The 15,598-nt window shown below is 59.3% G+C and carries 14 protein-coding genes; all 14 read left to right on the forward strand.

Annotation, left to right across the window (positions count from 1 at the left end):
* Window positions 1-85: 85 nt before the first annotated feature.
* Complete coding sequence (locus tag G5367_RS05685; RefSeq protein WP_421244149.1) at window positions 86-1,135, forward strand: efflux RND transporter periplasmic adaptor subunit; 1,050 nt, start codon at window positions 86-88, stop codon at window positions 1,133-1,135.
* Window positions 1,135-4,239 (forward strand): efflux RND transporter permease subunit, encoded by a 3,105-nt coding sequence (locus G5367_RS05690; protein WP_421244148.1) that lies wholly within the window; start codon window positions 1,135-1,137, stop codon window positions 4,237-4,239. The genes G5367_RS05685 and G5367_RS05690 overlap by 1 nt, the downstream gene beginning before the upstream one ends.
* Window positions 4,240-4,476: 237 nt before the next feature.
* On the forward strand, window positions 4,477-4,794 hold the full coding sequence (gene fliE / locus G5367_RS05695; protein WP_005343949.1) for a flagellar hook-basal body complex protein FliE: 318 nt from the start codon (window positions 4,477-4,479) through the stop codon (window positions 4,792-4,794).
* Between the two features lie 45 nt (window positions 4,795-4,839).
* Window positions 4,840-6,546 (forward strand): flagellar basal-body MS-ring/collar protein FliF, encoded by a 1,707-nt coding sequence (gene fliF, locus G5367_RS05700; RefSeq protein WP_005343951.1) that lies wholly within the window; start codon window positions 4,840-4,842, stop codon window positions 6,544-6,546.
* The gene (gene fliG, locus G5367_RS05705; RefSeq protein ID WP_005343953.1) at window positions 6,539-7,600 is read left to right on the forward strand and encodes a flagellar motor switch protein FliG; all 1,062 of its coding nucleotides are present in this window, start codon (window positions 6,539-6,541) and stop codon (window positions 7,598-7,600) included. The genes fliF and fliG overlap by 8 nt, the downstream gene beginning before the upstream one ends.
* Window positions 7,601-7,669: 69 nt before the next feature.
* On the forward strand, window positions 7,670-8,488 hold the full coding sequence (gene fliH / locus G5367_RS05710; RefSeq protein ID WP_005343954.1) for a flagellar assembly protein FliH: 819 nt from the start codon (window positions 7,670-7,672) through the stop codon (window positions 8,486-8,488).
* A gap of 52 nt (window positions 8,489-8,540) precedes the next feature.
* Window positions 8,541-9,872 (forward strand): flagellar protein export ATPase FliI, encoded by a 1,332-nt coding sequence (gene fliI, locus G5367_RS05715; protein ID WP_421244147.1) that lies wholly within the window; start codon window positions 8,541-8,543, stop codon window positions 9,870-9,872.
* 27 nt (window positions 9,873-9,899) lie between these two features.
* The gene (gene fliJ, locus G5367_RS05720) at window positions 9,900-10,340 is read left to right on the forward strand and encodes a flagellar export protein FliJ (RefSeq protein WP_288726579.1); all 441 of its coding nucleotides are present in this window, start codon (window positions 9,900-9,902) and stop codon (window positions 10,338-10,340) included.
* Window positions 10,341-10,406: 66 nt separating this feature from the next.
* Window positions 10,407-12,344, forward strand: coding sequence for a flagellar hook-length control protein FliK (locus G5367_RS05725; RefSeq protein WP_421244146.1), 1,938 nt, complete (start codon window positions 10,407-10,409; stop codon window positions 12,342-12,344).
* A gap of 57 nt (window positions 12,345-12,401) precedes the next feature.
* Window positions 12,402-12,917 carry a flagellar basal body-associated protein FliL gene (gene fliL, locus G5367_RS05730; protein WP_005343959.1) on the forward strand — a complete coding sequence of 172 codons (516 nt, stop codon included), beginning with the start codon at window positions 12,402-12,404 and terminating at the stop codon, window positions 12,915-12,917.
* Between the two features lie 7 nt (window positions 12,918-12,924).
* Window positions 12,925-13,995, forward strand: coding sequence for a flagellar motor switch protein FliM (gene fliM, locus G5367_RS05735; protein WP_005343961.1), 1,071 nt, complete (start codon window positions 12,925-12,927; stop codon window positions 13,993-13,995).
* Window positions 13,996-14,044: 49 nt separating this feature from the next.
* On the forward strand, window positions 14,045-14,437 hold the full coding sequence (fliN, locus tag G5367_RS05740; protein ID WP_005343964.1) for a flagellar motor switch protein FliN: 393 nt from the start codon (window positions 14,045-14,047) through the stop codon (window positions 14,435-14,437).
* Window positions 14,434-14,814, forward strand: a complete 381-nt coding sequence (gene fliO, locus G5367_RS05745; RefSeq protein ID WP_216979261.1) for a flagellar biosynthetic protein FliO — start codon at window positions 14,434-14,436, stop codon at window positions 14,812-14,814. Before fliN ends, fliO begins: the two co-directional genes overlap by 4 nt.
* Window positions 14,801-15,574, forward strand: a complete 774-nt coding sequence (gene fliP / locus G5367_RS05750; protein WP_421244145.1) for a flagellar type III secretion system pore protein FliP — start codon at window positions 14,801-14,803, stop codon at window positions 15,572-15,574. Before fliO ends, fliP begins: the two co-directional genes overlap by 14 nt.
* Window positions 15,575-15,598 lie beyond the last annotated feature (24 nt).

Here is a 15,598-nt window from a genome sequence, read left to right on the forward strand (position 1 = left end):
ACATTTATACATAGTCACGGCATAGTCTGGGGCTAAAATGGCCCCCAATCAGATTTACCCCTCTTAACACTTCATGGATTGTTTGATGAAAATGCGTATCTGGATTGGCCTCGGCCTGCTCTCTCTGATAGCGGCCATCTGGTGGGCGGTTGGCCACTTGCAACCGGCAACCAAAGCCCCTTCCCGCGAGATCAATATTCGTACCCAGACCGTCAAGCAGAGTCTGGCCGAGCCAACTCTCAAGCTGGTAGGCAAGCTGGCGGCCAACAACTCGGTGGTGATCACACCAGAGGTAACCGGACGCCTGATCAAGATTGCGGTACAGTCGAGTCAACAGGTCAACAAGGGCGATACGCTGGTCGCGCTGGATGCGGGCAAGCAACAGGCTGAATTGGCCGAACAGAGTGCCAGTCTGCGCGACGAGAATCGCAAGCTGGCCGAGATGCGCAAGCTGGTCGCTCGTGGTGCCGTCACCCAGTCGGTGCTGGAGGGGCAGGAGGCCATCGTCGATCAGGTGCAGGCGCGGGTCGATGCCGCCCGTTACGAACTATCCCTTCGTACTCTCATCGCCCCCTTTGCCGGCACGGTAAGCCTGATTGATTTGAGCGAAGGGGCGCTGGTCAATAGCGGCGATACCCTGCTGCACCTCGATGATATCGATACCCTGCGCCTCGATCTGGCGGTGCCGGAGCGTTACCTCGCCCTGCTGCGCCCCGGCATGGCGGTGACGGCGACCAGCACAGCCTGGCCGGAGCAACGCTTTAACGGCACCCTCACCACTCTCGATAGCCGCATCTCCAACGAGACCCAGAACATCAAGGCGCGGGTTGAACTGCCCAACCACAACGGTCAGCTGCGCCCGGGCATGCTGCTCAATGTGGAGCTCTCGCTCCCCTCCCGCCAGCTCACCATTATTCCCGCCCAGTCGGTGGAGTACGCCGGCGAGCAGCGCTTCGTCTATCGCCTCGAGGCCGATGGCCGGGTCAAGCGGGTACCGGTGGTGCTTGGCGAGACCGAGGGGGAGACCGTCTGGGTCACCGAAGGGCTGAAAGTAGGCGATCGCATCGTGGTCGAGGGGCTGGTCAATCTGCGTGATGGCGCCAAGGTCCACGATCTGGCAGAGGTAAATGGCTGATGTGGCTCTCCGATATCTCAGTACGCCGCCCGCTGGTGGCGGTGGTGCTCAGCGCCCTGCTCAGCGTGTTCGGTCTGGTCGCCTTCAGCAAATTGACGGTGCGGGAGATGCCCGATGTGCAGATCCCGTCGGTCTCCATCACCACCACCTATGAGGGGGCCGCCCCGGCAGTGATGGAGAGCCAGGTCACCAAGCCCATCGAGGATCAGCTCTCCGGCATCAGCGGTATCAAGAACATCAACTCGGTGACCCGCAAGGGGCGCTCGATGATCACGGTGGAGTTCAAGCTTGGCTGGAACATGGTGGAGGGGGTCTCCGATGTGCGTGACGCCCTGACCCGTGCCAAGAGCAAGCTGCCGGAGGATGCCGATGACCCGCTGGTGACCAAGGATAGCGGCAGCGGTGATGTGGCGGTCTGGCTCAACTTCAGCAGCAGCCAGATGGACCGCACCGCCATGACCGACTACGCCAACCGGGTGCTGGTCGACCCCTTGAGTCTGGTGGATGGGGTGAGCGAAGTAGCGCTATCCGGCGATCTCACCCAGGTGATGTATGTGCGGCTGCGCCCGGCCGACATGGCTGCGCGCGGCGTCACGGTGGCGGATGTGCAGGATGCCCTCAAGCGCGAGAATATCGAGCTGCCGGGCGGCGAGATCCGCAACAACTCCATGACCATGTCGGTGCAGATTGCCCGGCTCTACCACACGGCTGAAGATTTCCAGCAGTTGCAGGTGCGTACCGCCGCCAACGGTCAGAGTGTCTATCTGGCCGACATTGCCGATGTGGAGGTGGGAGCCAAGAACGAAGACAGTGCCTACCAGCGCAATGGCCGCGAGAGTCTGGGTATCGGCATCGTCGCCCAGTCCACCGCCAACCCGCTGGCGGTGGCACAGGGGGTGGAGAAGAAGTTGGTGGAGATGCAGCGCTTCCTGCCGGAGGGGGCCAAGCTGGAGGTTGACTACGACTCCACCATCTTTATCAAGCAGGCCATCGACGAGGTATATGAAACATTGGCCATCTGCGCCGTGCTGGTGGTGGCGGTGCTCTATCTGTTCCTCGGGCAGGGGCGCACCACCCTCATTCCTGCCATCACGGTACCAGTGTCACTTATCTCCGCCTTTATCGGCGCCTGGTATCTCGGTTTTTCCATCAACCTCATCACCTTGCTGGCGCTGATCCTCGCCATCGGTCTGGTGGTGGATGATGCCATCGTGGTGGTGGAGAACATTCACCACCATCTGCAGCGGGGTGAATCACCCCTGCTGGCGGCCTGGCACGGCACCCGCGAGGTGGGGTTTGCGGTCATAGCCACCACGGCGGTGCTGGTAATGGTCTTTATCCCCATCGCTTTTATGGATGGCATGGTGGGCAGGCTCTTTACCGAGTTTGCGATGTTGCTTTCGCTGGCGGTGCTCTGCTCCTCGTTGGTGGCACTCACTCTCACTCCGGCCATGGGCTCCTGGCTGATGCGCCCGCTTGACAAGCCGAATCGGCTGACGGCGGCCCTCGATCGCACTCTGGGCCGGGTGGAAGGGCACTATCGCCACCTGCTGTCGTGGGTGCTGCGTCGCTCGCGTTGGATACCGCTGGCGCTGCTGCTCTGTCTTGGCGGTATCGGTGCTCTGTTCACCCAGCTGCCGAGCAGCCTCACCCCGACCGAGGATCGCGGCGTGGTCTTCGTCTTCGTCAAGGGGGCTGAGGGGACCAGCATCGAGCGGATGAAACGCAACATGCAGCAGGTGGAATCGACCATCATGCCGATGCTGGGCCAGGGGGTAGTCAAGGCGATGAGCTTCAGTACACCCGCCTTTGGCCGCGGCGGCGATCAGACCGGCATGGTGATCATCCAGCTCACCGACTGGGCCGAGCGTGATGTGACCGCCACCGAGTTTTCCCGCTCGCTCGGCGCCAAGCTGTCGGTTATTCCCGATGTGATGATCCGCACCTTCCAGCCAGGCTTTCGTGGCGGCTCTACCGCTGCGGTGCAGTTCGTGCTGCAGGGCAACGACTATGCCGAGCTCTACCAGCAGGGGCTGGAGCTGCAAAAAGCGGCGCAGGCGAGCGGCCTGATGATAAGCCCGGATCTCGACTACGCCGAGAAGACTCCTGAGCTGCAGGTGACCGTCTCGCGCGACAGCGCCAGCCAGCTCGGCATTCCGGTTTCCACCGTCGCCAGCACCTTGCAGGCGATGTTGGGCGGGGTGAGCAAGACCACCTATGTGGACAGGGGCGAGGAGTATGACGTCTACCTGCGCGCTAACCAGAAGGAGTTCAACGGCATCTCGGATCTCGGTCGCATCTACCTGAAGGCAGCCAATGGCGAGATGGTGAGCCTCTCGACGCTGGCGACGGTCAAGCAGGTGGCGACCGCCAACCGCCTCAACCACTACCAGCGCCAGAAGGCGGTGACCCTGACCGCCGACGTGGCACCGGATCATACCCTTGGCGAGGCGCTCGACTTCCTCGACGGCTGGGCCAACGAGCATCTGCCGAGCGGCATGACGGTCGATTATGCCGGTGACTCCAAGGATTACCGCGACAATCAGGGGGAGATGGCTATGGTCTTCGGCCTCGCCCTGCTGGTGGTCTATCTGGTGCTGGTGGCCCAGTTCGAGAGCACACTCACCCCGACCGTGGTGATGATGACGGTGCCGCTCGGCATCTTCGGCGGCTTGCTTGGCCTCTGGCTGACGGAGCAGGAGATGAGTATCTACAGCCAGATCGGCATGATCATGCTGATCGGCATGGTGACCAAGAACGGCATCCTCATCGTCGAGTTCATCAACCAGCTGCGCCAGCGCGGGGAAGGGTTCGAGGAGGCGATCATTGCAGGCTCGGTGCGCCGCCTGCGGCCTATCCTGATGACTTCGCTCACCGCCATTATCGGTGCGGTGCCGTTGATGCTCTCCATGGGGGCGGGCTACGAGAGCCGGATGGCGGTGGGTACCGTGGTTTTCTTCGGTCTGTCGCTGGCGACCCTGGTTACCTTGCTGGTGGTGCCCGCTATCTACCACCTGATAGCCCGTCACGCCGGCATGACCGGGCAGCGGGATCAGCAAGTGGATGAGGCGCTGGCCGCCAGGGGGGACACTTCTGTGCCATAACGGCTGTGTCCGGTGCCTGCTTTGACCGGGGCACCGGAATACATCACGCAAACGCGCAGAGCTTGATAGCCGGCTCTGCTGTTGTAGCCTTCGAGGGGATAGTGACATGATTGAATCGGCACTATCCTACTCACCACCTTTTTCTCCTCTATTTCTGCGGCTTGAGGCCATTTTTACCTGATTGGCACTTTTATTGCTTTCGGTCTGTCAGCGTCAATGAATTGTCTGGGGACGAAAATGGAAATAAGTGCAAGCAGCCTGATGCAAGAGATGCAGGCACTCAAGGTAGAGGCCGGTGCAACCCCGCTGCCACAGCCTGGCCGCCAGGTGACCTCTGATTTTGGCCTGCTGTTGCAGCAAGCTCTCGGTAACGTCAACGAGTTGCAGGGCGCCGCCAATGATCTGCGCACCCGTTTCGATATGGGCGACAAGTCGGTGGATCTGGCCGAGGTGATGATTGCTGGCCAGAAATCCTCTATCGCCTTCGAGGCGACAGTACAGGTGCGCAACAAGATGGTTGAGGCCTATAAAACCATCATGAATATGCCGGTATAAATGATGACTGTGCATCATGACATGTCAGCAATAAGGACATAAATCGTGGCAACTGACCAAAATGGCGATCTGCTGATAAATGATGAGGGCACCGCCGCCCTCGATGCCAACGAGCAGAAGAGCTCGGCACTGGGATTCTTGTCCAATACCGATGTTCTGCGCCAGATCACGCTGATCCTGGGGCTTGCCATCTGTCTGGCCATCGCCGTCTTTATCTTGCTATGGGGCAAGGAGCCGGATATGCGCCCTCTTGGCACCTACACCACCCAGGAGCTGGTCAAGACCCTCGACTTTCTCGATCAGCAGAAGATCCCTTATGAGGTGGACGGTAAGAGCGTGCTGGTCAGTGCCGAGAACTTTGCCAGCATCCGTTTGGCGCTGACCCGGGCCGGTCTCACCAATGCGGCTGATGTGACCAATGGTGGAGAGGATATCCTGCTCAAGGACTCCAGTTTTGGCGTCAGCCAGCGGATGGAGACCGAGCGCCTCAAGCTGAGTCGCGAGCGCCAGCTGGCTAGCGCCATCGAACAGTTCCAGAATGTGGCCAAGGCCCAGGTGCTGTTGGCCATCCCCAAAGACAACGTCTTTGCCCGTAACGAGCGCAAGCCCAGTGCCACCGTGGTTCTCAACCTGAAAGGGGCTGCACTGGGGCAGGGGGAGGTGGACTCTATTGTTGATATGGTGGCCTCTGCGGTACATGGCCTCGAGCCGACCCGTGTCACCGTGACCGATCAGAATGGTCGCCTGCTTAATTCCGGTTCCCAGGATCCCGTCTCTGCCCAGACTCGCAAAGAGTTTGCGATGCAGCAGAAGCAGGAGCTGGAGTACAAGCAAAAAATTGACGCCATTCTGATCCCGGTGCTCGGCGCCGACAACTATACGGCGGAAGTGGATCTCTCTCTCGACTTCTCCCAGCAGGAACAGACTCGCAAAACCTACAATCCCGATCTGCCTGCGGTGCGCTCCGAGATGACGCTGGAAGAGAACAGCTCCAGCGGCAGCAATGGCGGAGTGCCGGGGGCCCTCAGCAACCAGCCGCCTGCCGCGTCCAATATCCCTGAACAGGCCACTGGCGGTGATGGTACAGGTGCGGCGGCTTCGGGTCGTTCTCGCAAAGAGGCGACTCGTAACTTCGAACTGGATACCACCGTCAGCCACACCCGGCGCCAGATGGGTGGCATTCGTCGCATGACCGTTTCCGTTGCCGTGGATTACAAGGCAGTGCCAGGCGCTGACGGGGCCGTGACCCGCGAAGCGCGCAGTCAGGCGGAACTCGATACCCTGCGTCGTTTGCTCAGCGGTGGCCTTGGTTTTGATGTAACCCGTGGTGATACCCTTGAGGTAGTTGCCATTCCGTTCAATCGCCCCGAGCTTGATACCGTCGCCGAGGTGCCGCTCTACGATCAGCCCTGGTTCTGGCGTGCGGTACGGATTGCGGCATCTGTACTGGTGATTATTGTCTTGATCGTCACCGTGGTTCGCCCCATGCTCAAGCGGCTGCTCTATCCGGATGCCAAGCCGGAAGGGGAAGTGGACTTTGACAACCACACCGTACTGGGTGGTGACGACGAACTCAGCTTGTTGGCAGCTCAGGTTGAGGGAGAGCAGGTATTCGGGGTACGCGATGGCCAGCTGAAACTGCCGGATCTGCATCGTGACGAAGATTTGCTCAAGGCGGTGCGTGCCCTGGTGGCGAACGAACCGGATCTGGCCGCTCAGGTCATTAAAGAGTGGGTAACCAAAGATGCCTGAAGAAAGTAAAAACCAGGTAACCGGCAACGATATCACCGATAGCCAGCGTCAGTTGCTGGATCAGATGTCCGGTATGGAGATGGCGGCGGTATTGATGTTGAGTCTTAACGAAGAGGATGCCGCCCAGATCTTCCGCCATCTCGAACCCAAGCAGGTACAGCGGCTCGGTATGTCGATGGCATCCATGTCTGATTTCAGCCACGATCGGGTAGCGGCGGTGCACCGTCAATTCATCGACGATATCCAGAAGTACACCAACATAGGTATCGGCAGCGAAGATTTCGTGCGCAAGGCACTGGTAGCCGCGCTTGGCGAGGACAAGGCGAGCAACCTGGTGGACCAGATCATTCTTGGTTCCGGTGCCCGCGGCCTCGATTCGCTCAAGTGGATGGATGCCCGTCAAGTGGCCAGCATCATCCAGAACGAACACCCGCAGATCCAGACCATAGTGCTCTCCTATCTGGAGCCGGAGCAGTCTGCCGAGATCCTGAGCCAGTTCCCGGAGCAGGTGCGTCTGGATCTGGTGATGCGGATCGCCAACCTCGAAGAGGTGCAACCGGCAGCATTGCAAGAGTTGAACGACATCATGGAGAAACAGTTCGCCGGTGCGGCGGGTGCCCAGGCGGCCAAGATGGGTGGCCTGAAAGCGGCTGCCAACATCATGAACTACCTGGATACCAACATCGAAGGCCAGCTGATGGACTCGATCCGCGAGTCGGACGAAGAGATGAGCCAGCAAATCCAGGATTTGATGTTCGTGTTCGAAAATCTCATCGATGTGGACGACCGCGGTATCCAGACTTTGCTGCGGGAAGTGCCGGGGGATCTGCTGCAGCGCGCCCTCAAGGGCTCCGACGATCAGATGCGCGAGAAGATTTTCAAGAACATGTCGAAACGAGCGGCCGAAATGCTGGCAGACGATCTGGAGGCCATGGGGCCAATCCGGGTCTCCGAGGTGGAGGCTGCCCAGAAGGAGATCCTCTCCATCGCCCGCCGTCTGGCCGATGCAGGCGAAATCATGCTGGGCTCCGGCGGTGGCGAGGAGTTCCTCTAGACCATGACCAACTCATGGAACCTGTCTGCCAGCCCAGTATGCGGTCATGGCAAGGAGCGGCGCGAATAGATGAACAACAAGCTGCGTGGCTATGTACGGCCTGAAGGGGAAGAGACCCGGGTAGAGACCTGGGGCTGGCCCGAAATGGATGTGGCGGTCGAGACCGAGACCAATGCTCTCGGTCTTGCCCCTGACTGGTATCAACAGGAAGAGGAGGTGGTGGAACCGGAGCCTGAACAGGAGCCGACTCCCAGCATCACCGCCGAAGAGCTCGAAGCGATCCGTCAGGCGGCTTGGGAAGAAGGGATGGCTGAGGGGCGCGAGGCTGGCTATGCCAAAGGGCTCGAAGAGGGCAAGCTGGAAGGACTGCAACAGGGGCACTCGGCCGGTCTCGAGCAGGGGCGGGAAGAGGGACTGGCCATGGGGCGCGATCTGGTTGAGCAGGAGATCGCTCACTGGCAGGGGCTCGCCGCCCGCCTCGCCAATCCCCTGATTGAGCTGGATCAGGCGGTAGAGCAGCAACTGGTCGCGCTGGTGATGCAACTTTCCCGCGCGCTCATTCGCCATGAAGCCGAGACCTCTCCCCGCATCCTGCTGGAGGCACTCAAGGAGGGGCTGGCATTGCTGCCCGCCGCCGAGCAGGGGGTGACTCTGATGCTGCATCCCGATGACATCACGCGAGTCGAGCAGGCATTTGGCGCCGACGAGTGCGCCAGACGCCACTGGCGATTGCAGAGTGATCCCACCCTCTCCCCTGGCGATCTGCAACTGGCTACTGAACTCTCCAGCATCGATTTGACCCTCTCCGGGCGCATCGATCAGTTGCTGCGCAACTTCTTGCGGGACAACGCGTCGCAGAACCCGGCTTCGCAGGATCCACGCCCATAACCGATGCCTGACGATGTCGTCCGGTTGCACTTTTTAGTTCCCAGGAGGCCAGATGAGCAGCTCGCTACTGAACCGGTTGCAAGGGTACAAGGTACGCGACAGCGCCCCCAAACCGCCGGTTGCCGGCAAATTGACCAGGGTGGTGGGGCTCACCCTAGAAGCCATCGGTTGCCGTGCCGCCATCGGAGCCTTGTGTCGCATCGACACTCTCGAGGGAACTCTGGAGGCTGAAGTAGTGGGGTTCTCGGGCGATCGCCTCTATCTGATGCCGAGCGAACAGCTCAAGGGGGTGATCCCCGGTGCCCGGGTGGTGCCCGTCACCGAAGAACATGGCATACCGGTTGGCATGAACCTGCTTGGCCGGGTCATCGACGGTATCGGCCAGCCGCTCGATGGCCTCGGCCCCATTCTCTCCTCCCGGACTGTGCAGTTTGCTCAGCATCGCATCAACCCGCTCTCTCGCCGCCCGATCCATCAGCCGATGGATGTAGGGGTGCGTGCCATCAATGCCGTGCTGACGGTGGGTCAGGGCCAGCGAATGGGGCTGTTTGCCGGTTCTGGTGTCGGTAAATCGGTGCTGCTTGGCATGATGACCCGCGGCTCGGTGGCGGATGTGGTAGTGGTCGGCCTCATCGGTGAACGGGGCCGGGAGGTGAAAGAGTTTATCGAAGATATTCTGGGGGAGGAGGGGCGTGCCCGCTCCGTGGTGGTGGCGGCCCCTGCCGATGCCTCGCCGCTGATGCGGCTAAAGGGATGTGAAACGGCGCTGGCCATCGCTGAATATTTTCGCGATCAGGGGCTCAATGTGTTGCTGCTGATGGACTCACTGACCCGTTATGCCCAAGCCCAGCGTGAAATCGCCCTGGCGGTGGGGGAGCCGCCGGCCACCAAGGGATATCCACCCTCGGTCTTTGCCAAATTACCTGCGCTGGTGGAGCGAGCGGGAAACGGCAGTGACGGCCAGGGCTCCATCACCGCCTTCTTCACCGTACTGACCGAGGGGGATGATCTGCAGGACCCCATTGCTGATGCGGCGCGGGCGATTCTCGATGGCCACATTGTGTTGTCGCGCGAACTGGCCGACGCAGGCCACTATCCGGCTATCGATATCGAAAAGTCCATCAGCAGGGTCATGCCCATGGTCACTTCGCCGGAACATATGGAGTTGGCGCGGACCCTCAAGCAGTTTTACTCCCTCTATCAGCAGAACCGGGATCTCATTACTATCGGTGCCTACAGTCAGGGTTCTGATCCGCGTATCGACCGAGCCATCATTCAAAAACCCTATCTGGATCAGTTCTTGCAACAGGGGATGCGTGAGGTCATTCATTACGATGATGGCCTGCAAGCCTTGCAGATGGTGGCGATGCCCTTGATGCGTTGATGACGGTTGGGAAGAGAGGGTGAGGCTATGAGTAAAGGGTTGCTATTGTTGGCTGAGCGGCTGGCTGAGGCCGAGCAGCAGTGTGCTCTGGCTCTGGTAAAAGCGCAGCAGGACCTCAAGCTGTTTATGGATCAGCAAAATGCTCTCAACCAGTACCGCCAAATCTATCACCAGCAGTGGACCGATCGAGGCTTGCAGGGGATCTCACCCCAGCAAAACAGCCAGTATCACGCCTTTATCAACAAGCTCGAGCAGGCTGCTACCCAGCAATACGAAGGGGTGCTGCAGGTACGTCAGGCTCTGGAGCAACGTCGTGAAGAGTGGCTGGCGGCTCAGCAGCGGCGCAAGGCGGTAGAGCTGTTGCTGGAGAAGCAGGCCAGCCGCGAGCAGCAGAAAGCCCAGCGTCAGGAGCAGAAAATGCTGGATGAGTACGCCATGTTGCGGCGTTTTCATCAAGCTGGCCTGTAACTTGCTTTGATCTGGACATTGTCGGCGGCTATCTCGTTGGGGCCGCCAGAATTCAGGGATGCCATCATGATGCAGACAGTGCTGACACAAACGCCTTCGGTTCCGACTAACGGATTGGATAAAGCGCCTCTGAACGGCGCTTCCGAGAGCAATGGCATTGATATGGTGGGGAGCGAGAGCAAGGGGGATTTCGCCTCGCTGATTGCAAAGGTCCAGGGCAGTGAACAGGGTGTTGCTGATAGCAATCAGAGCGTTAAGACTCTTCAGTCTGCCAAATCTTTGGCGACCGAGAGTGCCTCTTCCCACGAGGAGCCCAGCAAGGAGCAGGATCCTGACGCCGACAACAAGGTGGAGGAGGTTCCCGCTACCGACTTTCTGCTGCGTCTGCAAGACTCCCTCAAGCTTGATACCTCGCTAGTGACACCCCAGCTGGTGGTGGCAGCCCAACAGAGCGCCACTGCGCTAGACGGCAATCCGTTGCCGCAAGAGGGTGAGCAGGAGAGCATTGGGCTTGATGAAAGCGCGCTGGCCCCTGCCGCTTCCAGGATTGTCCGCCAGCTTGCTGGTCAGACCGGGGCGCAATCGCCGTTGGCCACGACCGTCACATTGACCCCGGACACCACAGTATCGCCCTCTGCGGCGCGAGTGGTGGCGCAGGGCGACGCATCATCCTCCGTCGTTCTCTCCCATGCGGCCTTCTCCTCTGGGGAGGAAGCTGTTGCCCCCCCATCGGATCAGCAGTCTGGGGAGAAAGTCTCTGCCAAGGGAGAACCGCTCGGGGCGGATGGCAAGCCAACCAAGCCCCTTACGGGGGCAGAGCGAATGACTCTGCTGGCCAAGGTGCTGCCGGTCGATGAGTCGGCCAGTACTACCAAGTCTGTTGAGTCACTCGTAGCGAAAGAGGGGGACGACAGCAAATCCGGCTCCTCAGCCAATGGTGTGGTGACCGGCAAGGGACCAACGGCGCAAGTCGTGACACAGGGGACTGTACTCAAGACATTCAGCGAGGGGCTCAAGCAACCTGATGCGGGCACCGTAACCACAACCGCTGAGAGCCTTGGCATGGCTGGCAAGGGGGCTGAGAAGCGTGCCGCCGAGGTGAGTCAGCAGACAGCCACTACCACAGTAGCCAATCAAGGTTCGGCACCGGTGATGATGACGCAAAGTGCCGCGGCTCAGGGGAGTGTGACGGTAAATGCGACGACTCAGACCGATAGCACTGCCGCTCCCGTGATGGTGGCGCCGCAGCAGGTGTTGGCCCAGGCCGAATCTCAGGGGCCACAAGCACCGCTGTCGAGCATTTCAGCCGGCATCAAGCAGATGGAAGTGACCGGTACCGACGAGGTGCGCAAAGCGATTCAGCAGGAGCTGAAACCGAAGGTCGGTGAGGCGGAGAAGAGTCTTGTTGCTACAACATCGAACAGTGAGAGCAGCCAGAGCCAGACTGTGCAGCATGGCCAGAACAGTCAGCCCCAGCCACAGCCACAGGTTGCCGAAAGCCGGGCGCCCGCCACTGAGGCTACGTTGCGCCGTGAACCGCAGAATTTACCCCATCTGAAACTGGCCAGTCAGGAAGCGCCTGCCGAATTGCACCAAAAGGTCAACGTGATGCTGGCCGAAAAACTGCAACAGGCGGAAATTCAGCTTGACCCCCTCGGTCTTGGCAAGATGAAGATCCAAATCCAGATTGGAGCGGACAGTCAGGCTAACGTCCATTTCGTTGTTCAGCATGGACAGACTCGCGAGATGCTGGAGCAGGCGATGCCTCGTCTGCGTGAAATGCTGGCAGGGCAGGGGATCCAGCTTGGCCAGACGCAGGTTCAACAGCAGTCGCAGCAACAGCAACAGCAGGGTCAGCCCACTTTTGGCGGGCAGGGGCAGCAGGGCCAGGGTGGCGGTCAGTCACATGCGGGTAACAGGCTGGTTGAGGGAGAACTCACCACAGCCAACCTCAGTTTGCTGGTGGAATCGACAAACGGCTCCGGAATAGATTTCTATGCTTGATGCAATCCCGAGTAAGTTTATGATATCGAACAAGTTTGAGACTAGGGTGGACAAGGGATGGCTGACGATAACGAATTGACGCTAAAAGACCCGGCTGCGGGCAAGAAAAAGAAGCTGATCATTATCATTGCCCTGGCGGTTATTTTGCTGGGCGGTGGTGGAGCTGGTGCCTGGTTTATGCTCTCCGGCTCGGATGCGCCCCCTGCAGAAGCGGCGGAGGGGGCCGAGGCCCAACCCAAGGTGGAAGCCCCCCAGCCATCTCTTTATGTCGGGATGCCACGCCCCTTTGTCTTCAACGTCGCGGGTGCCCAGCGGGATCGGTTGGTGCAGATCAAGATCCAGTTGATGGTGCGCGGCACCGCCGACGAGACGTTGGCCAAACAGAATATTCCCCTGATTGAAGGTACCTTGCTGCGGGTGTTCAGTGCGGCCAGTGCCGAACAGCTGATGACCTTTGAAGGCAAGGAGAAGCTGCGCAAAGATTCACTGGAAGAGTGCCGTCGGGTGCTCAAGGACCTGGTCTCTTCCCCCGTTATCGAACAAGTGCTGTTTACCGGCTTTGTAATGCAGTAGGTGAAGCGTGAGCGATCTGTTAAGTCAGGACGAAATTGATGCCCTCTTGCACGGTGTCGATGATGTCGAAGAGGAAGAGATAGGCGGCGCCGGAGACCCCGGTGTTGCCCAGTTTGACTTCTCCTCCCAGGACCGCATCGTCCGTGGCCGGATGCCAACCCTGGAGCTGGTGAACGAACGTTTTGCCCGCCACATGCGGATCAGCCTGTTCAACATGATGCGCCGTACCGCCGAGGTCTCCATCAACGGCGTACAGATGCTGAAGTTTGGCGAGTATGTTCATACCCTGTTCGTGCCGACCAGCCTCAACATGGTGCGTTTCCGACCATTGAAAGGAACCGCACTCATCACCATGGAGGCGCGGCTGGTTTTCATCCTGGTGGAGAACTTCTTTGGTGGTGACGGTCGCTACCACGCCAAGATTGAGGGACGTGAATTCACGCCGACCGAGCGCCGGATCATCCAGATGTTGCTCAAACTGGTGTTTGAGGATTACAAGGATGCCTGGGCGCCGGTGATGGACGTAGGGTTTGAGTATCTCGACTCTGAAGTGAACCCGGCGATGGCCAACATCGTCAGCCCGACTGAAGTGATCGTGGTGAGCTCCTTTCACATCGAACTTGATGGTGGTGGCGGTGATTTCCACGTGGCTATGCCTTACTCCATGCTGGAGCCGATCCGTGAACTGCTTGATGCCGGTGTGCAGAGTGACAAGGGTGATACAGACGTGCGCTGGAGCAAGGCGCTGCGCGACGAGATCATGGATGTAAAAGTCGAGTTGAGGGCCAAACTGCTGGAGACCGAGCTTACACTGCGTGAGCTGATGGAGCTGCAGCCGGGAGATATTATTCCGGTCGACATGCCTGAACATCTGCTGGTTTATGTGGAAGATTTGCCCACCTTCCACGCCAAGATGGGGCGGACGAAGGAGAATGTGGCACTCAAGATCACCGACAAGCTCAAGCGCCCGGAAGGGGTCAAGACCGAGATGCATCTGGTGACCCGGGGCGGTGTACGTATCGATGGTGAGGCCGAGCTGGAAGAGCTTGAGCGCAGCATCGAAGAACAACAGCGTTAATCGACGGTTTGCGGTTATGGACTGTCACGAAGCGGTATAAGGAAACAAGATGAGCGGAACAGAGGAAGAGGATCTGATGGCTGATGCCTGGGCGGCAGCACTGGAGGAGCAGGTGACGGCGGAAGCCAAACCGGCTCCGCTGGAAGAGCTCAAGGACGATGCCCCTATCAGTGCCGAGGAGCGGCGCAAGCTTGACACCATTCTGGATATTCCGGTCACCATCTCGATGGAGGTCGGTCGCAGCCAGATCAGCATTCGTAATCTGCTGCAGCTCAACCAGGGCTCGGTGGTGGAGCTGGATCGGGTGGCAGGCGAGCCGCTGGACGTGCTGGTCAACGGTACCCTGATCGCCCACGGCGAGGTGGTGGTGGTAAACGACAAGTTCGGTATTCGCCTGACTGATGTCATCAGCCAGATTGAACGGATTAAGAAACTCAAATGATGCGTCTGCTGCTGTTGTTGCTGCCACTGCCGGTATTTGCCGAGGTGGGGGGGGCAGCAAATGCTCCCAGCCTGAGCTCTTGGCTGATCTCCAGCCTGATGGTGATCGGGCTTATTTTGGTGCTGGGTTTTTTGCTCAAGAAGAGCAAGATTGCCAACGCCATGGGGGGCGGACAGATGAGAGTGATCGCCACGCTGCCAGTGGGATACAAGGAGAAGTTGCTGGTGGTCAAGGTGGGTGAGCAGCAGTTGCTGCTAGGGGTGACGCCACAGCAGGTCAACTTTCTCTATCGGCTGGAGGAGCCGCTGGACGAGCAGCAGCCGCAGGCATTTTCCCAGCAGCTGGGTAAATTGATGGGCAAACATGAAAAAAACTAACGGCTTGTTGTGGCAAACCGGATGGCTGGCTTGCCTGTTGATCCCGCTGTTTTACGCCTGGCCTGCGTTGGCGCAGGATGGTATGTCGGCAGTGACAGTCAAGACCATGGGAGATGGCTCTCAGGAGTACAGCCTGACCCTGCAAGTGCTGGCGTTGATGACCGCGCTCTCCTTCTTGCCGGCCATGGTCATCATGATGACCTCGTTTACCCGCATCATCATAGTGTTGGGTATCTTGCGTCAGGCGATCGGTCTGCAACAGAGCCCCTCCAACCAGGTGTTGATCGGTATTGCCTTATTCATGTCGTTTTTCATCATGTCGCCGGTGCTGGATCGTATCAATGATGAGGCGCTGCAGCCCTATCTGTCCGAAACCATTCAGGCCAAGGAGGCGCTGGAACGGGCTGAATTGCCCATCCACCAGTTCATGCTGGCTCAGACCCGGATAAAGGATCTCAATACCTTCATGGAGATCGCCAACGTACAGGTAGAGAAGCCTGCCGATGTGCCGCTGCGTGTGCTGATCCCGGCCTTTGTTACCAGCGAACTGAAAACAGCCTTCCAGATTGGCTTTATGCTGTTCTTGCCGTTTCTGGTCATCGATCTGGTGGTCGCCAGCATCCTGATGGCGATGGGGATGATGATGCTCTCGCCGATGATCGTCTCGCTGCCTTTCAAGCTGATGCTATTTGTGATGGTGGATGGCTGGAACCTGATCCTGGGATCGCTGGCTAGCAGTTTCGGACTGGGTGCCGGTTAACCGGTCGCGAGCAAGGAGCCAGAA

Origin of the sequence: Aeromonas sp. 604282, assembly GCF_049170575.1 — a bacterium.
In the GTDB taxonomy this organism is placed as follows: Bacteria; Pseudomonadota; Gammaproteobacteria; order Enterobacterales; family Aeromonadaceae; genus Aeromonas; species Aeromonas veronii_A.